This is a genomic window from Ramlibacter sp. (assembly GCA_019635435.1).
In the GTDB taxonomy this organism is placed as follows: domain Bacteria; phylum Pseudomonadota; class Gammaproteobacteria; order Burkholderiales; family Burkholderiaceae_C; genus JAHBZM01.
Genome location: JAHBZM010000001.1, coordinates 2,275,779 through 2,292,006, shown reverse-complemented (window position 1 = coordinate 2,292,006; position 16,228 = coordinate 2,275,779). Strand labels below are relative to the sequence as shown.

Annotated in this window: 13 protein-coding genes; 6 read left to right on the top strand and 7 right to left on the bottom strand. The window is 65.9% G+C overall.

Translation table 11 applies throughout. The features are described 5' to 3' along the window. Positions 1-248: 248 nt before the first annotated feature. Positions 249-2,351 carry an excinuclease ABC subunit UvrB gene (gene uvrB, locus KF796_11115; GenBank protein MBX3587181.1) on the bottom strand — a complete coding sequence of 701 codons (2,103 nt, stop codon included), beginning with the start codon at positions 2,349-2,351 and terminating at the stop codon, positions 249-251. Positions 2,352-2,458: 107 nt separating this feature from the next. On the opposite strand from uvrB, the gene KF796_11110 reads away from it, so the two are divergent. The 3 genes from KF796_11110 to KF796_11100 all read left to right on the top strand — a co-directional run bounded on the left by KF796_11110 (position 2,459) and on the right by KF796_11100 (position 4,991). Next, positions 2,459-3,655 carry an aspartate/tyrosine/aromatic aminotransferase gene (locus tag KF796_11110; protein ID MBX3587180.1) on the top strand — a complete coding sequence of 399 codons (1,197 nt, stop codon included), beginning with the start codon at positions 2,459-2,461 and terminating at the stop codon, positions 3,653-3,655. 71 nt (positions 3,656-3,726) lie between these two features. Continuing rightward, complete coding sequence (locus KF796_11105) at positions 3,727-4,242, top strand: nucleotidyltransferase family protein (GenBank protein MBX3587179.1); 516 nt, start codon at positions 3,727-3,729, stop codon at positions 4,240-4,242. After that, entirely contained in the window at positions 4,239-4,991 is a 753-nt protein-coding gene (locus tag KF796_11100) for a sulfite exporter TauE/SafE family protein (GenBank protein ID MBX3587178.1), read from the top strand. The genes KF796_11105 and KF796_11100 overlap by 4 nt, the downstream gene beginning before the upstream one ends. Positions 4,992-5,008: 17 nt before the next feature. On the opposite strand, the gene ygiD is transcribed toward KF796_11100, so the two are convergent. Beyond that, positions 5,009-5,854 carry a 4,5-DOPA dioxygenase extradiol gene (gene ygiD / locus KF796_11095; protein ID MBX3587177.1) on the bottom strand — a complete coding sequence of 282 codons (846 nt, stop codon included), beginning with the start codon at positions 5,852-5,854 and terminating at the stop codon, positions 5,009-5,011. A 227-nt stretch (positions 5,855-6,081) separates the two neighbouring features. On the opposite strand from ygiD, the gene KF796_11090 reads away from it, so the two are divergent. The 3 genes from KF796_11090 (at position 6,082) to KF796_11080 (ending at position 9,410) form a co-directional block, all read left to right on the top strand. Beyond that, positions 6,082-7,428: a polyhydroxyalkanoate depolymerase gene (locus KF796_11090; protein MBX3587176.1), complete on the top strand. Its 1,347-nt coding sequence runs from the start codon at positions 6,082-6,084 to the stop codon at positions 7,426-7,428. Next, complete coding sequence (rsxB, locus tag KF796_11085; GenBank protein ID MBX3587175.1) at positions 7,425-8,087, top strand: electron transport complex subunit RsxB; 663 nt, start codon at positions 7,425-7,427, stop codon at positions 8,085-8,087. Before KF796_11090 ends, rsxB begins: the two co-directional genes overlap by 4 nt. Before the next feature lie 201 nt (positions 8,088-8,288). After that, on the top strand, positions 8,289-9,410 hold the full coding sequence (locus KF796_11080) for an ABC transporter substrate-binding protein (protein MBX3587174.1): 1,122 nt from the start codon (positions 8,289-8,291) through the stop codon (positions 9,408-9,410). A gap of 12 nt (positions 9,411-9,422) precedes the next feature. Here KF796_11080 and KF796_11075 read toward each other — a convergent pair whose 3' ends face one another. The 5 genes from KF796_11075 to KF796_11055 form a co-directional block, all read right to left on the bottom strand. Then, positions 9,423-10,478: a 2-oxoacid:ferredoxin oxidoreductase subunit beta gene (locus tag KF796_11075; protein MBX3587173.1), complete on the bottom strand. Its 1,056-nt coding sequence runs from the start codon at positions 10,476-10,478 to the stop codon at positions 9,423-9,425. Then, complete coding sequence (locus KF796_11070; protein ID MBX3587172.1) at positions 10,475-12,325, bottom strand: 2-oxoacid:acceptor oxidoreductase subunit alpha; 1,851 nt, start codon at positions 12,323-12,325, stop codon at positions 10,475-10,477. The genes KF796_11075 and KF796_11070 overlap by 4 nt, the downstream gene beginning before the upstream one ends. Then, positions 12,322-14,244 carry an FAD-dependent oxidoreductase gene (locus KF796_11065; protein ID MBX3587171.1) on the bottom strand — a complete coding sequence of 641 codons (1,923 nt, stop codon included), beginning with the start codon at positions 14,242-14,244 and terminating at the stop codon, positions 12,322-12,324. The genes KF796_11070 and KF796_11065 overlap by 4 nt, the downstream gene beginning before the upstream one ends. Positions 14,245-14,424: 180 nt before the next feature. Continuing rightward, the gene (locus KF796_11060; protein ID MBX3587170.1) at positions 14,425-15,450 is read right to left on the bottom strand and encodes a D-cysteine desulfhydrase; all 1,026 of its coding nucleotides are present in this window, start codon (positions 15,448-15,450) and stop codon (positions 14,425-14,427) included. A 76-nt stretch (positions 15,451-15,526) separates the two neighbouring features. Further along, positions 15,527-16,204 carry a PadR family transcriptional regulator gene (locus KF796_11055; GenBank protein MBX3587169.1) on the bottom strand — a complete coding sequence of 226 codons (678 nt, stop codon included), beginning with the start codon at positions 16,202-16,204 and terminating at the stop codon, positions 15,527-15,529. Between the last annotated feature and the right edge of the window lie 24 nt (positions 16,205-16,228).

Sequence of the window (16,228 nt, the reverse complement as noted above, 5' to 3'; positions counted from 1 at the left end):
GCTAGGCTTACCAATTCACCACCCCGGCGGCCGGCCGCCAGGGCACCGTCTCCGCCCGTTACCCGGCTGATACCGGGCCCTCGTCAACGCCACATGGGGTTGACCTCATCGTTATGGGTTTGTTGTTGAGTGTTTGCGTCAAGTATACCCTAAATCCCATTGATTCGCTCGGGTAACTAGACTGATCAGTCACACTTTTTGCTGCATCGCCGCATCCAGCCCGCGGCGCAGCCCCTGCAAAGCGGACCTCAGGACCGCTTCGCGTCCGGAAAAGGCACGATGTTGTCGATGCCGGGCGCCCCGAAGGCCTGCTCCTTGAGCCGCGCGAGCTGGTCGCGCACCCGGGCGGCCTTTTCGAAGTCCAGGTTGCGGGCGTGCTCCAACATGACCTTTTCAAGGCGCTTGATCTCGCGCGCGATGTCCTTTTCGCTCATGTCCTCGACCGCCGCGCGCTGCAGCTCGAGCTTTTCGGCCTCCTTGCCGGCCTTTTCGCTGTAGACCCCGTCGATCAGGTCACGCACCTGCTTGACGATGCTGCGCGGCGTGATGCCATGCTGCAGGTTGTAGGCGACCTGCTTGACGCGGCGGCGCTCGGTTTCGCCAATGGCCTTCTTCATGGAATCGGTCATGCGGTCCGCATACAGGATGGCGCGCCCGTTCAGGTTGCGCGCGGCACGCCCGATGGTCTGGATCAGGCTGCGCTCGGCGCGCAGGAAGCCCTCCTTGTCGGCGTCCAGTATGGCCACCAGCGACACCTCGGGGATGTCCAGCCCTTCGCGCAGCAGGTTGATGCCCACCAGCACGTCGAAGGCGCCCAGCCGCAGGTCGCGCAGGATTTCCACCCGCTCCACGGTGTCCACGTCGCTGTGCAGGTAGCGCACCTTGACGCCGTTGTCGCTGAGGTAATCGGTCAGTTGCTCGGCCATGCGCTTGGTCAGCGTGGTGATCAGCACGCGCTCGTTTTTCTCGACGCGGATGCGGATTTCCTGGAGCACGTCGTCCACCTGGTGGGTGGCGGGGCGCACCTCGACCTCGGGGTCCACCAGGCCGGTGGGCCGCACCAGCTGCTCCACGACCTGGCCCGCATGCTGCTGCTCGTAGGCCGCGGGCGTGGCCGACACAAACACCACCTGGCGCATGCGTTGCTCGAACTCCTCGAGCTTGAGCGGCCGGTTGTCCAGCGCGCTGGGCAGGCGAAAGCCGTATTCCACCAGCGTGGTCTTGCGGGCCCGGTCACCGTTGTACATGGCGCTGAGCTGGCCGATCATCTGGTGGCTCTCGTCCAGGAACATCAGCGCGTCGCGCGGCATGTAGTCCGTCAGGGTGCTGGGCGGATCGCCCGGCGCGGCGCCCGACAGGTGGCGGGTGTAGTTCTCGATGCCCTTGCAGTGCCCCACTTCGCTGAGCATTTCAAGGTCGAACCGGGTGCGCTGCTCCAGCCGTTGCGCCTCCACCAGCTTGCCCATGCCCACCAGTTCCTTGAGCCGCTGGTCAAGCTCGATCTTGATGGTCTCCACGGCGGCCACCACCTTGTCGCGCGGCGTCACGTAGTGGCTCGACGGGTAAATGGTGAAGCGCGGGATCTTCTGGCGAATGCGCCCGGTGAGCGGGTCGAACAGCTGCAGGCTCTCGACCTCGTCGTCAAACAGCTCGATGCGGATGGCCAGCTCGCTGTGCTCGGCCGGGAACACGTCGATGGTGTCGCCGCGCACGCGGAACTTGCCGCGCGTGAAGTCCTGGTCGTTGCGCTGGTACTGCATGCGGATGAGCTGGGCGATCACATCGCGCTGCCCGGCCGTGTCGCCCGCGCGCAGCGTCATCACCATGCGGTGGTAGCTCTCGGGCTCGCCAATGCCGTAGATGGCCGACACCGTGGCCACGATCACCACGTCGCGCCGCTCCAGGATGCTCTTGGTGCAGCTCAGGCGCATCTGCTCGATGTGCTCGTTGATCGAGCTGTCCTTCTCGATGAACAGGTCGCGCTGGGGCACATAGGCCTCGGGCTGGTAGTAGTCGTAGTAGCTGACGAAATACTCCACGGCGTTCCTGGGGAAGAACTCGCGGAACTCGCTGTACAGCTGCGCGGCCAGCGTCTTGTTGGGCGCGAACACGATGGCCGGGCGGCCCAGCCGCGCGATCACGTTGGCCATGGTGAAGGTCTTGCCCGAGCCCGTCACGCCCAGCAGCGTCTGGAACACCTCGCCGTCGCGCACGCCATCGACCAGCTGACTGATGGCGGTGGGCTGGTCGCCGGCCGGCGGATAGGGCTGGAACAGCTCGAACGGCGAGTCGGGGAAGCGGATGAACTCCCCGTTTTGCTTTTCCGGAATGACTTCAATGATTTCTGGCATGGTGGGCGGGCGGGTGCCGCGCATCCGGCGCGGCTAAAATCAGGGATAACCCGCAAGGCTACAGCAGCAGCGGGAATCACGCTACTGACAACTCCCAAAGGATTCTCATGTCTCTGTTCACCGCCGTCGAAATGGCCCCGCGCGACCCGATCCTGGGCCTCAACGAGCAGTTCGCCGCTGATGCCAACCCCAACAAGGTCAACCTCGGCGTGGGCGTCTACTACGACGACAACGGCAAACTCCCGCTGCTCGAATGCGTGCAGGCGGCGGAAAAACAGATGATGGAAGCCCCCAAAGCCCGCGGCTACCTGCCCATCGACGGCATAGCCGCGTACGACTCGGCCGTCAAGAGCCTGGTGTTCGGCGCCGACAGCGAGCCCGTGCAGTCGGGCCGCGTGGCCACGGTGCAGGGCCTGGGCGGCACGGGCGGCCTGAAGATCGGCGCCGACTTTCTCAAAAAGATCAACCCCGCGGCCAAGGTCCTGATCAGCGACCCCAGCTGGGAAAACCACCGCGCCCTGTTCACCCAGGCCGGCTTCGTGGTCGAGTCCTACCCTTACTACGACGCGGCCAGCCGCGGCATCAACTTTGACGGCATGCTGGCGGCCCTCAACGCAGCGCCCGCCGGAACCATCGTGGTGCTGCATGCGTGCTGCCACAACCCGACGGGCTATGACATCACGCCCGCGCAGTGGGACCAGGTGATTGCGGCCGTCAAGGCCCGCCAGCTCACGCCCTTCCTCGACATGGCCTACCAGGGCTTTGGCCACGGCATCGCCGAGGACGGCGCGGTCATCGGCAAGTTCGTGGCGGCCGGCCTCGAGTTCTTCGTGTCCACCTCGTTCTCCAAGAGCTTCAGCCTGTATGGCGAGCGTGTCGGGGCGCTCAGCGTGCTGTGCCATGACAAGGAAGAATGCGGCCGGGTGCTGAGCCAGCTCAAGATCATGATCCGCACCAACTACAGCAACCCGCCCATCCACGGCGGCACGGTGGTGGCCATGGTGCTGAACACCCCCGAACTGCGGGCACTGTGGGAAAAGGAACTGGGCGACATGCGCCTGCGCATCAAGCAGATGCGCATTGCGCTGGTCGAAAAGCTCAAGGCCGCCGGCGTCAAGCAGGACATGGGCTTCATCACCGACCAGATCGGCATGTTCAGCTACTCGGGCCTGAGCAAGGACCAGATGGTCCGCCTGCGCAGCGAGTTTGGCGTCTATGGCACCGACACCGGCCGCATGTGCGTGGCCGCGCTCAACAGCAAGAACATCGACTACGTCTGCGAGTGCATCGCCAAGGTCATCTGACGCCCGTCAGCCCCGCGCAGTTCATCGAGGATGTGCTGCGCAACAACCACAACCGGGCCCTGCTGAGCCGCATGGACGGCTGGGGTCTGCCGGATGCCTGGCTGGTGGCCGGGTGCCTGTTCCAGACCGTCTGGAACCTGCGCTCAGCCCAGCCGCCCGAGGCGCAGATCAACGACTACGACCTCTTCTACTTTGACGCGGGCGATCTGTCGGAGGAAGCCGAGCAATCGGTCAACCGGCGCCTGCAGGCCGCCTGCGCCGACCTGCCCATCGAGATCGAGGCCAAAAACCAGGCCCGGGTGCACACCTGGTATCCCGCCTGCTTTGGCCACCCCTACCCGGCCCTGCGCGACTCGCGAGACGGCATGAACCGCTTCCTGGTGCGCTGCACCTGCGTTGGCCTGCAAAGCAGCGGCAACGGCGGCGCGATCGAACTCCACGCGCCCCATGGGCTGGACGACCTCTACGAGGGAATGCTCTCGCCCAACCCCCTGTGCGACCACCCGGCCCTGTTCGCGGCCAAGGCCGCCAGCTACCGCGCCCGCTGGCCCTGGCTGCGCACCTGCTCCATGGCGCGCGACGCATGAGCGCCCTGCCCGACCTGGTCACGCTGCTGGTGGCCGAGCCCACGCTGGTGGTGGGCTACCTGGTCTTCGGCATGATCGGCTTTGGCACCACGCTGGTGGCCGCGCCCGTGCTGGCCCACGTGCTGGCGGTGTCCACCGTCGTGCCCGCGCTGGCGCTGACCGACTTTCTCGCGGCGTGCACCAACGGCCTGCGGCTGGGCCCGCTGGTGGCCCGCCGCGAAGTCCTGCGCCTCGTGCCTTCGATGTTTGCGGGCAGCGCCTTCGGCGCCTGGATATTGTTCTCGGTGCCGGTGCGCACGCTGATGCTGGCGCTGGGCGTGTTCGTGGTGCTGTACGCGCTCAACGGCCTGCGGCCCAAGGCGCAGAAACCGCCGCTGGCCGCCGCCTGGGCCTGGTGGTTTGGCGCCGCCGGTGGCGTGCTGAGCGCGCTGTTTGGCGCGGGGGGATGGGTTTACTCCATCTACCTCACGCGCCGGCTTGATGACCCGCAGCAGATCCGCGCCACCCAGACCGCCGTGCTGGTGGTCAGTTCATCGATCCGCGTTGGCCTGTTCACCATCGCCGGCCGCTACTTCGACGCGTCGCTGTTGCTGCTGGTGTTGTGCCTGCTGCCGGCCATGGCCTTGGGGCTTTATCTGGGGCATCACATCACCCTGCGGCTGGACCGCCAGCGCTTCATGCAGGTGCTCTATGGCGTGCTGCTGCTGACGGGCGGCAGCCTGGTCGCGCGCGCGCTGTCCGGCGCCTGAGCCGCAGGCCGGCGGCCTCAGCCCCAGACCACCGAGCGCATCGAGATCGACGCCGCCTGGTAATTGCTGTTGAAAAAGCGCACTGGATCCTTCGGGTCGGCCGCTCCGGCGGCATGCAGCAGGGGCAGGTAGTGGTCCCAGGTGGGGTGCGCCATTTGCGCCACCGTGCCCTGCTTCTGGAAATCCGCGAGCGCGCCCAGTTGACCGGACTCAAGCTGGGCGGCCACGGTCCGGTCGAATTCGATGGCCCAGTCATAGGCCTGGATTGGCGAGGCCTCGCGCCGGGTGGCCCGCAGGTTGTGAACGATGTTGCCGCTGCCCACGATCAGCACCCCCTGGTCGCGCAAGCGGGCCAGTTGCTGGCCCAGCGCGAAATGCTCGGCCGGCGGCCGCGCGTAGTCCATGCTGAGCTGGATGACGGGGATGTCCGCCTTGGGGAACATCGGCTTGAGCACCGACCACGTGCCGTGGTCATAGCCCCATTCCTGCAGGTCCAGGCCCACGGGCGGTGCCTTGATGCCCGCGCTGATGGCCTTGGCCTGCGCGGGCGCGCCCGGCGCGGGGTACTGCTGGTCGAACAATTCCTGCGGAAAACCGCCAAAGTCATGGATGGTTTTGGGCTTGTCCATGCCCGTCAGCCACCAGCCGCGCGTGAGCCAGTGCGCCGAAATGCACAGCACCAGTTGCGGCCGAGGGTATTTGTTGCCGAATTCGGCGCCCAGGGCCTGCCAGCTGCGCCGGTATTCGTTGTCCTCGATGGCGTTCATCGGGCTGCCATGGCCCAGGAACAGCACCGGCATGCGCGGGCTCTTTTTGAGCCCGGAAAGGGGGCTGGCGGACGTGGATTCAGCAAGCGTGGTCATCAGGGTCCCCAGCCCGGCCGCGGCACCCGCGGCCAGCATTGTTCGGCGATACATGTATTTGATTAGCACTTATAACCACTTTGAGAGTGGTTCCGCAGTGCGGAAGTTCCGCCAGAAAGCTTGCAGGATCGTGACAAACCACAGCGGCATTGGTGTTTTCACCTCATTTCACAAGGGATCACAGCTGTTATATTGCATTGCAACAAAAGTTGAAGCGGACGCTCACGATGCTCTACCAGATCTATGAAACCCAGCGCTCCCTGATGGAGCCCTTTGCCGATTTTGCCCAGGCCGCCGCCAAGCTGTACAGCAACCCCCTCTCTCCTTTTGGCCAGAACCCTTTCGCGCAGCGCGTCTCGGCGGGCTACGATCTGATGTACCGGCTGGGCAAGGACTACGAACGACCCGCCTTCAACCTGACCACGATCGATATCGACGGCACTGAAGTCGCCGTGCATGAGCGCGTGGAGCTTGACAAGCCCTTTTGCGAGCTGCGCCGCTTCAAGCGCTTCACCGACAACCCCCAGACCCTGACCCAGCTCAAGGGCGAGCCGGCCGTGATCATCGTCGCCCCGCTGTCGGGCCACTACGCCACGCTGCTGCGCGACACGGTGCGCACCATGCTCAAGGACCACAAGGTCTACATCACCGACTGGAAGAACGCGCGCACCGTGCCGCTGTCCGAGGGCTCCTTCCACCTGGACGACTACGTGAACTACGTGCAGGAGTTCATCCGCCATGTGCAGGGCATCTACGGCAACTGCCACGTGGTCAGCGTGTGCCAGCCCACCGTGCCGGTGCTGGCGGCGGTGTCGCTGATGGCCTCGCGCGGCGAGACCACGCCGCTGACCATGACCATGATGGGTGGCCCCATCGACGCGCGCAAGTCGCCCACGGCGGTCAACAACCTGGCCATGAACAAGAGCTACGAGTGGTTCGAGAACAACGTGATCTTCCGCGTGCCTCAGAACTTTCCGGGCGCGGGCCGGCGGGTCTACCCGGGCTTCCTGCAGCACACCGGCTTTGTGGCCATGAACCCCGACAAGCACCTGAAGAGCCACTACGACTACTTCAAGGACCTGCTCAAGGGCGACGACGCCAGCACCGAGGCGCACCGCAAGTTCTACGATGAGTACAACGCCGTGCTCGACATGGACGCCGATTACTACCTGGAAACCATCAAGATCGTTTTCCAGGACTTCGCCCTGGTCAACGGCACCTGGGAGGTCAGGAACGAAGACGGCGAACTCGAGCTCGTGCGCCCCGAAGACATCAAGACCACGGCCATCATCACGGTCGAGGGTGAACTGGATGACATCTCGGGGTCGGGCCAGACCGAAGCCGCGCACGAGCTGTGCTCGGGCGTGCCCAGGTCACGCCAGCAGCACCTGGAGGTCAAGGGCGCCGGGCACTACGGCATCTTCAGCGGCCGGCGCTGGCGCGAGATTGTCTACCCTCAGGTCAAGGCCTTCATCGCCGCCCACAACGAAGAGGTCAAACAGCCTGCAGCCCGCAGCCGTCCGGCACGACCCGCTACCAAAAAGGTAGCAAAGCGGGCCACCGCCCGGCAGTGAGTCCGCTCGCCGAGCGCCTCAACGCGGCGCTGCCGCAAACCCAGTGCACGCGCTGCGGCTACCCGGACTGCGCGGCCTACGCCCACGCCATCGCCCATGAAGGGGCGGCCATCAACCAGTGCCCGCCCGGTGGCAGCGAAGGCATTGCCCGCCTCGCCGCCTTGACCGGGCACCCTGCCCTGCCCCTGAACCCCGCCAACGGCACCGAGGCGCCGCGCACGCTTGCGGTGATCGATGAGGGGTGGTGCATCGGCTGCACCCTGTGCCTTGATGCGTGTCCGACCGACGCCATCCTTGGCGGCAACAAGCTCATGCACACCGTGATCGAGCCGTACTGCACCGGCTGCGAACTGTGCATTCCGGTCTGCCCGGTGGACTGCATCAGCCTGGAAAACGCCAGCGGCGAACTGACCGGCTGGGCCGCCTGGTCCGCAGCCGACGCCGCCCAGGCCCGCACGCGCTATGAGTTCCACAGCGCCAGGCGTCAACTGGCTGAAGACGAGAACCGCCAGCGACTCGAAGCCAAGGCCCTCGCCCACCTGGCCGACCTGCCTGCCCACACCCATGGGGCCGAAGGCACCGAGGCCGATCGCAAGCGCAGCGTGATCGAAGCCGCGCTGGCCAGGGCCCGGGCCCGCCGCACACCGCCTGAAGCCTGACGACGGCCACGCCAGCCGTTTCGCCCGCTTGCACAAGTCCTGCAGGCTAGGGAAAACACGGGCCATTTAATTACAAACAAGAACTATATTGGTTATTCAAGATAACCTTATTGCCGCCACCCAGGCGGTGAATGGAGACACCTCATGGACTTGCCCACGCACACCCGGGCGGCTCTGCGCCCGCCTTTTGCCGCCCTCAGGATGGCCCTTGGCCTGCTGCTTGCCGCCCACGCCGGCTGGGCATGCGCCGGCGACGCGGGGGTCACCCCCACCGAGATCCGCATTGGTGCCTCGGCGGTGCTCAGCGGCCCGCTGGGCGCGCAGACCCGCGAGTACGGTGTGGGCTCGCGCATGGTGTTCGACGCGGTGAACGAGCAAGGCGGCATCTTTGGCCGCAAGATCGTCTACACCACGCTGGACGACGGCTTTGACGTGAAGCGTGCCGTGGAAAACACCCGCAAGCTGATCCACGACGACCACGTCTTCCTGATCTACAACAACACCGGCACCGGGCACACCGCGGCCATCCTGCCGCTGCTGGAGGAGAGCCGGACCATCGTGTTTGGCCCGGTCACGGGCGCCTCGTCATTCCGCACGCAGTTCAACCGCCACGTGTTCCACGTACGGGCCAGCTATGCCAACGAGGCGCGGCGCATCGTCACTCAGCTCAAGCTCACGGGCATCACCCGCATTGGCGCCTTTTACCAGGACGACATCTTCGGCAAGACCCTGCTCGAGGAAGTGCGCGCCGCCGCCGCGCAGGAAAACCTCAAGCTCACCGTCGAGGCCAGGGTCGACCCCAAGCAGCCCGACTTCAAGGCGGCCGCGGCCACCATGGGCGGCGCGGCGCCGCAAGCCGTGATCCTGTGCACGGCCGGCAGCACCGTACCCAACTTCATCAAGGCCATGCGCCAGGCGGGGAACAAGCCGGGCTTCTACGGCTTCTCGGTGGCCAGCGTCGACGTGATCAACAAGATCCTGGGGCCGGATGCCCAGGGCATCGTGCTCGCGCAGATCATGCCGTCACTCAAGAACACCTCGACTCCGGTGGTCATGGAATACCAGAAGCTGCTGGCCGACAAGGCGGTGGATGCCGCGCCGTCAGCCTCGCAGTTTGAGGGTTTCGTCCATGCCAAACTGCTGGTCGAGGGGCTGCGCCGGGCGGGCAAGAACCTGAGCACCGAATCGTTCATCAAGGGCATGGAGGCCGCGGGCGACATCCGCTTCGGCCGGTTCGTCGCGGCCTACAGCCCGCAGTCGCACAACGGCTCGTCCTATGTGGAACTGGCCATCATCGATGGCAATGGCCAGTTGCGCTACTGAATCGCCAGCCAGCTAGCGCAGGCTGGCGTTGAGCCTGTCCAGCGCGGCCACGCCAGGACACAGCGCCTCCTGCCCCAGCGCATTGAGCGGCCGGGCGCTGGTGTTGAGCGCGGCATGCAGGTCAGTGGCGTCGGGCTCCACATACAGAAGGCCCGTGACCACCTCGCCCTGCGCCTGGCGCTCCTGCACAAAGTTCATGGCCGCCACGCGGTGGGTCGGGTCGTAGCCCTCGTGCAGCTTGCGCAGGCGCAGCACCATGCCGTCGTGCTGCTCCACCTCCACCACTTCGCCGGGCGCATAGGTGGTGGTCAACTCGTCGCGGCTGGAGATGAAATCGATGCGGCTCACGGCTTCGTTGTGCTCGCGCACGTAGTCGTAGCTCTTGGTGCTGCCCGCATGGTTGTTGAAGGCCACGCAGGGGCTGATGACGTCGATGAAGGCCGCGCCACCGTGGCGGATGGCGCCCTTGATCAGCGGCACCAACTGCGCCTTGTCGCCCGAGAAGCCGCGCCCCACATAGGTGGCGCCCAGCTGCAGCGCCATGCCGATCAGGTCGATCGCGCTGTCGGAGTTGAGCACCCCCTTCTTGCTCTTGCTGCCCCGGTCCGCGGTGGCCGAGAACTGGCCCTTGGTCAGGCCATAGACCCCGTTGTTCTCCACGATGTAGACCATGTTGACGCCGCGGCGCATGGCATGCGCGAACTGGCCCAGCCCGATCGAGGCTGAATCACCATCGCCCGAGACGCCCAGGTACAGCAGGTCGCGGTTGGCCAGGTTGGCACCGGTCAGCACGCTGGGCATGCGCCCGTGCACCGTGTTGAAGCCGTGGGAAGCCCCGAGGAAATAGTCGGGCGTCTTGGAACTGCAGCCAATGCCCGAGAGCTTGGCCACGCGGTGCGGCTCGATGTCCAGCTCCCAGCAGGCCTGGATGATGGCCGCGCTGATGCTGTCGTGCCCGCAGCCCGCGCACAGCGTGGAAATCTTGCCTTCGTAGTCGCGCCGCGTGTAGCCCACCTTGTTGGCCTCCAGCGAGGGGTGGTGCAAACGCGGCTTGGTGATGTAGGTCATGCCACTTTCTCCCGGGACTTGCGTGAACGCGGCTTCACCACCTCGGCATGGACCTGCTGGGTGATGGCGCCGGCAATGAAGCGAGCCGTGATGGGCGTTCCGTCAAAGTGCAGCACGCGCACCAGCCGCGCCGGATCGACCTCCAGCTCGTTGACCAGCAGGCTGTGCATCTGGGCATCGCGGTTTTGCTCGACCACGAACACCTCGTCGTGCGCATCCAGGAAGTCGCGCACACTGGCCGGGAACGGAAAGGCCCGCAGGCGCAACGCATCCAGATGAATCCCCTGACCGGTCAGCACCTCCAGCGCTTCATGCATGGCCGGGCTGGTGGAGCCAAAGTAAATCACGCCCAGGCGAGTCTTGCAGCTGGCGGCCCGCAACACCGGCTGGGGCACCAGCGTGGCGGCCGTGGCGAACTTGCGCAGCAGCCGCTCCACGTTGTAGATGTAGTCGGGCCCGCGCTCTGAATACTGCGCATAGGCATTGCGCGTGGTGCCGCGCGTGAAATAGCTGCCCTTGGTGGGGTGGGTGCCGGGCAGCGTGCGCCAGGGGATGCCGTCACCGTCCACGTCCTTGTAGCGGCCAAAGTCGCGGCCGGCCTCCAGCTCCTGCGCCGTCATGACCTTGCCGCGGTCCAGCTCGCGCGCCTCGTCCCAGGCAAAGGGGGCGCACAGGCGCTGGTTCATGCCGATGTCCAGGTCGGTCATCACGAACACGGGTGTCTGCAGCCGGTCGGCCAGGTCCAGCGCCGCCGCGGCATGCTCGAAGCATTCGGTCGGGTCCTCGGGGAACAGCAGCACGTGCTTGGTATCGCCATGCGAGGCGTAAGCACAGGCCAGCAGGTCGGCCTGCTGCGTGCGCGTGGGCATGCCGGTGGACGGCCCGCCGCGCTGCACGTTGATGATGGTGACCGGAATCTCGGCAAAGTAGGCCAGGCCGATGAACTCCGTCATCAGCGACACACCGGGGCCCGAGGTGGCGGTGAAAGCCCGAGCGCCGTTCCAGCCCGCGCCCACCACCATGCCAATGGAAGCGATCTCGTCTTCGGCCTGCACGATGGCGTAGTGGTTCTGGCCCGTGGCCGGATCAACGCGGTATTTGCCGCAGTATTTCTGGAAGGCCTCGGCCACCGACGACGACGGCGTGATCGGGTACCAGGCCGCGACCGTCGCGCCGCCATACACACAGCCCAGCGCGGCAGCGCTGTTGCCGTCCACGAAGATGCTGTCGCCCACGCGGTCGGCGCGCCTGACGCGAATGCCCAGCGGCGCCTTGAGGTGCTCGCTGGCAAAGTCGCGCCCCAGGTGCAGGGCCTGCACATTGGAAGCCAGCAGCTTCTCCTTGCCCTTGTACTGCTCGCCAAACAGTTTCTCGATCACCGCGGGCTCGATTTCCAGCAGCACCGACAAGGCGCCCACATACACAATGTTCTTGAACAGCTGGCGCTGGCGCGGATCGGTGTAGACGGCATTGCAGATCTCGGTCAGCGGCATGCCGATCACGTGGATGTCGTCGCGGAACTTCGAGGGCGGCAGCGCGCGCGTGCTGTCGTAGAACAGGTAGCCGCCGGGCTCGATCTCGGCCACATCGGCGTCCCAGGTCTGGGGGTTCATGGCCACCATCATGTCGATGCCGCCGCGCCGGCCCAGCCAGCCCTGCTCGCTCACGCGCACCTCGTACCAGGTGGGCAGGCCCTGGATGTTGCTGGGAAAGATGTTGCGCGGGCTCACCGGCACGCCCATGCGCAGGATGGCCTTGGCAAACAGCTCGTTGGCCGAGGCCGAGCCCGAGCCATTGACGTTGGCAAACTTGATGACGAAATCGTTGATGGCTTCGATCTGTTTCATGCTGCAGCCCTCCCTGCTTGCCGTTCGGGCTGAGCCTGGCCTGTCCTGAGCTCGTCGAAGGGTCGAAGGGCTTCGACAAGCTCAGCCCGAACGGAGTTGTCCCCGACCCCAACGGGCTTGTCCCGCGCGCACGGCCCGGCCTGCGTCGTGGTCAGCAAAAACTTCTGCATGTCCCAGGCTCCCGTGGGGCAGCGCTCGGCGCACAGGCCACAGTGCAGGCACACATCCTCGTCCTTGGCCATCACGCGGCCGGTTTTGAGGCCGTCGGCCACATACAGGTCCTGCGTCAGGTTGAGCGCGGGCGCCTTGAGCCGCGCGCGCAGTTCGGCCTCCTCGCCATTGGTGGTGAAGCTGATGCAGTCCATCGGGCAGATGTCCACGCAGGCGTCGCACTCGATGCAGGCGGGCGCGTTGAACACTGTCTGCACGTCGCAGTTCAGGCAGCGTTGCGCCTCCTTGAAGGCTGTGGCCGCGTCAAAGCCCAGCTCCACCTCCACCTTGATGCTGGCCAGCGCCTTTTCAGCGGCGGTCCAGGGCACCTTGAAGCGCAGGTCGTTCGAGGTGTCGTTGTCGTAGCTCCATTCGTGGATGCCCATCTTCTGGGACATCAAATTGGTCATGGGGTCGGGCCGCGCACCCACGTCTTCACCACTCAGCAACCGGTCGATCGACACCGCCGCCTCATGGCCATGGGCCACGGCCGTGATGATGTTCTTGGGGCCAAAGGCCGCATCGCCGCCAAAGAACACATGGGGCACGGTGGACTGGTGCGTCTCCTGGCCCAGCGTGGGCAGACCCCATTCGTCAAACTCGATGCCGCAGTCGCGCTCGATCCAGGGGAACGCGTTCTCCTGGCCCACGGCCACCAGCACCTCGTCGCATTCAAAGAAGGCATCGGGCTCGCCCGTGGGCTCGAGCCTGCGCTTGCCGCGATCGTCGTAGACCGCCTTCACAATCTCGAACGTCATGCCAATCAGCTTCCCGTCCTGCTGCACAAAGGCCTTGGGCACGTGGAAATTGATGATGGGAATGCCCTCGTGCTGGGCGTCTTCCTTCTCCCAGGGCGAGGCCTTCATCTCGTCAAAGCCGCTTCGCACGATCACCTTCACGTCGGTGCCGCCCAGGCGCCGGGCCGAGCGGCAGCAGTCCATGGCCGTGTTGCCGCCGCCCAGCACGATCACGCGCTTGCCAATCTTCGTGATGTGGCCAAACGACACGGAAGCCAGCCAGTCGATGCCAATGTGGATGCTGGCCGCCGCCTCTTTGCGGCCGGGCAAGTCCAGGTCGCGCCCGCGCGGCGCGCCGCAGCCCACGAACACCGCGTCATAGCCCTGCGCCAGCAGCGCCTTCATCGATTCGATGCGCTCCCCGCTTTTGAAAGTGACGCCCAAGTCCAGGATGTAGCCCGTCTCTTCGTCGATCACCGACTCCGGCAGGCGGAAGCGCGGGATCTGCGTGCGGATGAAGCCGCCGGCCTTGGCCTCGCCGTCAAACACCGTCACCTCATAGCCCAGGGGTGCGAGGTCGCGCGCCACCGTCAGCGACGCGGGCCCGGCGCCGATGCAGGCCACGCGCTTGCCATTCCTGGCTTTGGCCGGCTTGGGCATGCGCTGGCTCACGTCGTCCTTCATGTCGGCGGCCACGCGCTTGAGCCGGCAAATGGCCACGGGTTCGGGCTGCTGCGCATTGGCCTCTTCCACGCGCCCCCTGCGGCACGCGGGCTCGCAGGGCCGGTCGCAGGTGCGCCCCAGAATGCCGGGGAACACGTTGGAGGTCCAGTTGACCATGTAGGCGTCGCTGTAGCGACCCTGCGCGATCAGGCGGATGTATTCAGGAACGGGGGTGTGGGCCGGACAGGCGTACTGGCAGTCAACGACCTTGTGGAAATAGGCCGGGTCTGCAATGTTCGTGGCGCGCAAAGCTTGTCTCCTTGCATGCCCTTGCGTGGCCCCGGGGTTCGGCGCCCGCGTGGGTCCCGGCCAGTCTACGCCTCGCGTGCGGGGCAAGACCCTCGGGTGAATCCCCAACCGCGCCACAGGCGGCGCGTCAGTTTCGCGTCAGCGCGGCGCGCCTTGCAGTAGCGCGAAAGCGTTCATGCTTCAGGCCTGGCCCAGCACCACCGACTCATAGGCGTGCAGCGAAGGCAACCCGCCCGTGTGCAGGAACAGCAGCTTCTCGCCGGGCTTGAAAAAGCCCTGGCGCGCCAGGCCGATCAGGCCCGCCATGATCTTGCCGGTGTAGACCGGGTCCAGCGGAATGCCCTCGGTGCGGGCCAGCATCTGCACCGCCTCGATCATGCCGGCGTTGGGCACGGAATACTTGGGCTGCCAGTAGCCGCCCACGCTCAGCACCGCCTCGCGCGGAATGGTCATGTTCATGCCCAGCAGGTCGGCCACGGCCTGAGCCTCCTTGAGCACCAGCGGGTCCTGGTCGGCCGGGTCGCGGCTCACGCCAATGCCCACGATGGGGATGTTGATGTGGTTGCCCAGAAAGCCCGCCACCAGCCCGCCGTGCGTGCCCGAGCTGCCCGAGCCCACCACCAGCCGGTCGATCTGCACGCCCTGGTCAAACAGCTGCTGCTGCAGCTCCTGCGCGCAGGCCACATAGCCCAGGCCACCGATGGCGTTGGAGCCGCCGCCGGGGATCACATAGCCCTTGCGGCCCTCCACGGCCAGGTCATCCACCACCTGCTGCATGGCCAGCGCCATGTTGCTGCCACCGGGCACCACGGTGATGGCTTCCACGCCCATCAGGCGGAACATGAAGTTGTTGCCACTGGCGTTGGCGTCGTAACTGTGAGGCACGCGCTCTTCAATGACAAAGCGGCACTTGAGCCCCTCCTTCACCGCCGCGGCCAGCGTGATGCGGCAGTGGTTGGACTGCGGCGCGCCGCAGGTGACCAGCGTGTCGGCGCCATGGGCCAGCGCGTCGGCCACCAGGAATTCGAGCTTGCGCGTCTTGTTGCCGCCCGGGAACAGGCCCAGCATGTCGTCGCGCTTGATCCAGATGTCGGGCCCCTGGCCGCCGGGGCAGCTGGCTGCCAGGGCCTTGGTGAAATTCGGCAGGAATTCCAGCGGGGTGGTGAAGGGGGTGTAGCGGCGGCGGGGGAAGCGGGAGAGGTCCATTGAAGAGGCTACCGGTCAATTGATTGAACGAGCCCGTATTGTCCATGGTCCATGCTTCGGGCCGCCGCGCTGCGTTTCAGGCGCCGCTGCCTGCGGAGGGTTCCACCAGGGATGCCTGGATTCGCTTCTGCGTTGACGCAAAGCGCCGCATGGCCTGGGCCTGCTTGCGCTGCGGCGACAAATCTGGCCAGGCGTCCACCAGCCCCTGCGCCCGTTGGCTCCACCCGACCAGCAACACACTCAGGTCGCCCAGCAGCTCATGCACCAGCGCGCGGACATGGGCCTGCTCGGGCGCCACCCCTTCGCCAGCCAGATAGGCCTCGCCCACCCGCACCGCCACCTCGCGCATGGTGTCGGCCTCCCGTTGCAGGGAGGCCAGGGCATCCAGCAGCTGCGACTTGTCGCCCAGGGTGGCGAAGTACAGACGCAGCAGGGACTCGGACTGCAGCGACAACCCGGGCGCCACGGGCCGGGCCAGCCAGCGCTTCAACGCTTCCTCGCCAAGCGGTGTGACCTGCATGATCCGGCGCGGGCGCTTGCCGGTGGCCTCATCCCGCCCAGCCAGCAGGCCGCTCTTTTCAAGCCGCGCCACCTCGGAATAGATGTGGCTTTCGGCACTGGGCCAAAGGTAGTGAAGGTTGAGCTTCATCTGCCGGGTGACGCCATAGGCGGAGTCCGCCTGGCGCCGGAACATGGCCAGAACGGCAAACCCCGTCGGGCTCAATTCAGTGGCTGGACTGGTTCGTGGCATCATTGATTAATACTCCTATTATCAGTA